Below are 3,794 nucleotides of genomic sequence, written 5' to 3'. Positions count from 1 at the left end.
GCCTGTGCTATTTATGATGTGGAATATGAAAGTGTATAACTTAAGGCAGTAGTCTGCCTGGGTAGGGCTATTGACTGATTGATTGATAGAAGTGGACTAAAAAAGGAAAAATAGAGAAGAAAAAAGAAATTAACAAGAGGCTAACTGGAATCCTAGTCAACAAATACTTGTAGATTTAACCGATCGATTCTTGGCCGAGTCAAAAATTAACAAAAATCTAAGAAAATCTAGAACTATAGATTAGTGTAAATATAAAAATCTACAATCTTATGCGGAATGTCGGTTACATTACACATTTTTCAGTGCGATCTGCAAGTCACCATTTTATGAAGTTTAAATTCCTTTTTCCTTAGACACAACACATGGCAACCAGATTAAAACATGACGCACTGGTTAAAAAAATCCTAACACAACAAGAAGCTGCTCAGGAGTTTTTAGCCTATTATTTACCATTAGAGGTTAAAGAAAAGTTGGATTTAACCCGCATTACTATTGAAAGAGAGTCTTATGTGGAACATAAGCTCAGAAAATCCATAAGTGACCTGGTCTACTCAGTACTAACGAAAGATAATGACCAAGCCTTCGTCTACATACTTATAGAGGCAGAGGTAACACCTAATTACTGGATTGCACTGAAATTGTGGCAATATATGCTTCGTTTATGTGAGCGCCATAAAAAAAAAGATAAAGAGAAATTGCCTCTTATCATACCAATTCTGCTCTACCATGGCAGTAGACCTTTTAATGCACCAAAAAATTTATGGGCATTATTTAGTGATCCAAAGCTTGCTAAGCAGCTTATGGGTGGAGACTATAAACTGGTAGATTTACAGTCCATGTCAGATGATGATATCAAGCAAAAGAAATATGTAGGGATGCTTGAATATGTTATGAAACATATTTATCAGAGAGACATGCTTAATCTATGGGAGGAATTTTTACAAAATTTTAAACCTTATATTCTACTTGACAAAGAAAAAGGCTATATTTATATTAAAAATTTCTTATGGTATACTGACAGCAAATTACCTGAAGATAAACAGCAAGATTTAGAAAGAATCATTGATCAACATTTACCTGAACAAGATAAAGAAGATATTATGAGAACTATAGCACAAAAATATAGAGAAGAAGGTATCCAAATTGGTCAAAAAAAGGGAAAACTAATGGGCATCCAAATTGGCCAAGAGAAGGGCAAACTAGAGGGCAAACTAGAGGGCAAACTAGAGGGCAAACTAGAGGGCAAACTAGAGGGCAAACTAGAGGGCAAACTAGAAATAGCTAGAGTCCTGTTATCTGAAGGCGAATCGGTAGAAAGGGTTCTTCGGTTAACCGGTCTATCTCGTTCTCAGCTTAAGGGCCTTGCTTAGGTAGGTGTTTTATGAGCGCCTACCTATAATAAAACGTCGATTTCTTGGTGTATTCTTTTAAAATTCTCCTCTATATCCACGTATTGATGAGTTTCTTTTAAATCTTGAAGTTTCTGATTTTCAAACTTTTCATCAAAACTACTTACCTTTTTTAAATTAAATTTAAAAAAGGCTTGATTACTCTCCACTACTCTTCCAGCAAAAGTTCCCACTTTAAAATTCATAAAATCTTGCGGGGAAAGGATAGGTTTTTCTTGTATATGGGTACCCTCTCCATCCGTTTCTGTACGGCCACTTTGGTAACGACTCGTTGAAGTAGAAGAAGAAACCACCTTTTTGTCCTTTTTTCCCATTAGATGACTGGCCCAGTCAGCAGACGTCCCTTCTACATTACCAATAATCTTATTGACGAAGGTATCCTGTATGCGTTTAGCCCCTATGCTGCCGTAGGTATGTTCTAGTTGTGCATTGGACTGAACGCAAGCCACTGTGCTAATGCCATATTTTCTAGCAGTAGCTGGTAGTTCTGCTAACCCTGGAATAAATAATGTGGGCAATTCATCTATGGCTACAAAACTTTTGGTTCTATTATGGCCATACATAGCTTTAAAGCAAACCGTTAGCAATAGCGAGATAACCGGTGAGAAGGCAGATTTAGCAGATGGATGATTACCTATAGACAAGATCGTTGGCTTCCCGCTATCATTGATGGTTAAGTCTAAATCATCCCCGCTTAAGACCCAAAATAAATCCTTATTTAAAAGAATTTGCAAGTTCGTTTTAAAGGTAGCTATAACACCCACCAATTGACCAGCTGTTTTTTCTCCACCCTTAAAGGCATCTAATATAGAACTAGCGTAACTAGCCGCTTCGTCATCTTTTTCAATCAATTGCAGTATACTAGCAATAGGTTTGGTAGCCAGTGCTAAAACATGCGGTAAGGTACAGCATCTAGGTCTTCTATTAGCCAAAAAAACAATCATCCCTTTTAGCAATGCTTTGGTACTTAGGTTCCAAAAATCATCTTTTTTATCTGGAGTCAGGTTATGTAATAGTACACTGGTGTATTCCTCCAAATAGGCCCTGTTTAGAATATATCTTGGCGCAATAGGGTTGACGCGTGTACTATGTTTAAGAGAAGTAAAGTTAATGCTATGGAATTGAAATTTAGTAGCATCACAGAACTTTAAAAAACAATTAAAAGCGAATTTGGTAAGACAGTAGTTATGATCAGGTGCAGTCGGCCTTCCTTCAAAGTCATAGTCGTAGATGATGCCAGCATAACCTTTTTTGATTAATGCGTATAGAATAGGCTCTAATACATAGCGTGTTTTGCCACTACCTTGGTTGCCTAAAATATATATACCCCTTTGTGGGTTATTAATGGGTAGTTGTCCATTGTATGCAGGTAATGTGATACTCTTTTCGCTGTTTTGCGTCTTAGTAGGATTGATCAATTGAAAATGGTCTTCATCGTTATCAAATGGAATCAGCAAGGTAACTAACGTAAACAGCAAAGGATATAACCAGCTATGGAAACTGCCTTTTACCCAAAATATAGGGTAATAGATTACATAATAACAGCAACACATCGCCCAACCTAGCACCAACAAACTGTTGGAGTGCCATTTTTGTTTAAATCTTTCAATAAAGCTAATGACTTTATCATATTGATAATGAAGTAAACATAGTAGGTATAGGCTATTCACCATCCAATTATGCTGCACAGTTATACAATAAGACAGGAATGTAGATAACGCATCAGGTATAAGTGCTATATCATTTAAATAGAGTAGGTGTAGGTAAAAGAGTAACTGATAGAAGAGGAGCAAGGTAAATAGTAGATGAATAGGTTGCGTCATTTATAAAAATAAGCAAAAATAATTTTAAATCTATTGCTTTTTTCAAAAAGATTTTATATAATACATAAATTTTTATAAATATGCAATACTTTTATAAAATATTTATACTACTTTTAATGTTTTATACTCCTTTGCAGGGCAAAGAAGATTTAGCAAATCATACTAATTACACAGTTAGTCATGTAAAAGAAGAGAAAGTACCTTTTTTAAGGCATACAGAAGGTTGTAGGTCTGTAGGTATGTTCTGGAACAGAATGCCTGATGATCAGTTAGGGTATGGTATATACTATCATATGCATCTGAACCCATCTATAGCCTTACGCTTTAGTGGAGGCATTTCACCAGTTAAATTTAGCTATAAACGACACATTCGATGGACTATTGCACCATATTTTTTCCATACATTTTTTAGTGCTTATGCACACCACTACATCAGTTTATCCTTAGGCCCTATTATAGAATATGGCCCTTATCAGGCTATTATTTTTGGATTACCAAACCGGAATGGGTGGGATATCAGAGTAATCTTAGAAGCCCATTATACTTTTTATTTCAATAAAAA

Annotated in this window: 3 protein-coding genes; 2 read left to right on the top strand and 1 reads right to left on the bottom strand. The window is 35.6% G+C overall.

The genetic code is table 11. The features are described 5' to 3' along the window. The first annotated feature begins 362 nt into the window (after positions 1 to 362). The gene (locus MUW74_RS03905) at positions 363 to 1,370 is read left to right on the top strand and encodes an Rpn family recombination-promoting nuclease/putative transposase (RefSeq protein ID WP_243518925.1); all 1,008 of its coding nucleotides are present in this window, start codon (positions 363 to 365) and stop codon (positions 1,368 to 1,370) included. Positions 1,371 to 1,393: 23 nt separating this feature from the next. On the opposite strand, the gene MUW74_RS03900 is transcribed toward MUW74_RS03905, so the two are convergent. After that, the gene (locus MUW74_RS03900; RefSeq protein ID WP_243518927.1) at positions 1,394 to 3,232 is read right to left on the bottom strand and encodes a type IV secretory system conjugative DNA transfer family protein; all 1,839 of its coding nucleotides are present in this window, start codon (positions 3,230 to 3,232) and stop codon (positions 1,394 to 1,396) included. Positions 3,233 to 3,312: 80 nt separating this feature from the next. Between MUW74_RS03900 and MUW74_RS03895 the strand changes: the two genes are divergently transcribed. Then, positions 3,313 to 3,794 (top strand): hypothetical protein (locus MUW74_RS03895; RefSeq protein WP_243553082.1); only part of this gene is annotated, 482 nt, incomplete at its 3' end.

Origin of the sequence: Candidatus Cardinium sp. cBcalN2 (assembly GCF_022810445.1) — a bacterium.
Classification (GTDB): Bacteria; Bacteroidota; Bacteroidia; order Cytophagales; family Amoebophilaceae; genus Cardinium.
The sequence above is the reverse complement of the archived record's forward strand: the minus strand, read 5'-3'. Positions and strand labels throughout refer to the sequence as shown.

Bases quoted from the DNA above. Each gene is read 5' to 3' on its own strand.
- MUW74_RS03900 (WP_243518927.1), bottom strand. From the start codon at position 3,232: ATGACGCAACCTATTCATCTACTATTTACCTTGCTCCTCTTCTATCAG.
- MUW74_RS03905 (WP_243518925.1), top strand. From the start codon at position 363: ATGGCAACCAGATTAAAACATGACGCACTGGTTAAAAAAATCCTAACA.